This is a genomic window from Neisseria sp. P0021.S005, assembly GCF_051956955.1.
Map to the genome: position 1 here is coordinate 1 of NZ_JBQCWY010000830.1, position 767 is coordinate 767.

Here is a 767-nt window from a genome sequence, read left to right on the forward strand (position 1 = left end):
TCAATATATTCTGTTATACAGTATTTCCAATATAAATAAGATTCTTCTTCTGATAATTTCATATTACGATAATGAACAGCATCGTTCAAAAAGATATATGCATTACAATAGTCTAAGTTAAATAAATTAGGACACTCTAGATTATCATTTATTGAAATAAACTGTTGTATGCTACGCAAAGAATTTGGTAAAAAAGTAGACGTATTTGGTAGTTCTTGAGGAATCATGTCTCCATTCACAAAAAATGTAAAAATCCCTTCGGAAAAATTTTCTGAACTCCATTCATCTATCTCCTCAATCCAAATTGCAAATTTATATGGATCCCCAAAAATCATTTAGAACACTCCTTGAATAAAATTTATTTTCCAGGAATACCCAATTTCCTACGCAGTTGGATATTAAGTTTATCAATTCTATTCCTGTTTAAGGTTCCTGCCCAGTGATACAAATTCCTGTTGTTATCAGCACCAACCAGTAAAGGATTGCTGCCGGTAACAGTCAACTTTATGTTTTTCAGATTGTGGACACCTGCAAAAAACGCGAAGAATTCGTGAAGGCTATAGTTTGCTAAAATATATTATAGATTCAATTGAAAAATAACAGATTCAACTGTACCTTTCTTATACCTGATTTCTTTAAAGTTTTTCCCATTATCAAAACTATAAAAAAGTCTCTCTTCCTCACCAGCATATCCCATTTCTAATACTAAACAATCTATTTCACAATTACTCCCTCCACTCATATATGCAGTATCAATAGAAAATATA

At 30.9% G+C, this 767-nt stretch carries 1 protein-coding gene and 1 pseudogene; both read right to left on the reverse strand.

The genetic code is table 11. From position 1 onward, the window contains the following. On the reverse strand, positions 1-335 hold a 335-nt coding region (locus tag ACTHUE_RS19605), incomplete at its 3' end, for an immunity 42 family protein (protein WP_440424236.1). A gap of 242 nt (positions 336-577) precedes the next feature. After that, positions 578-767, reverse strand: a pseudogene (locus ACTHUE_RS19610) (hypothetical protein); the annotation flags it as partial.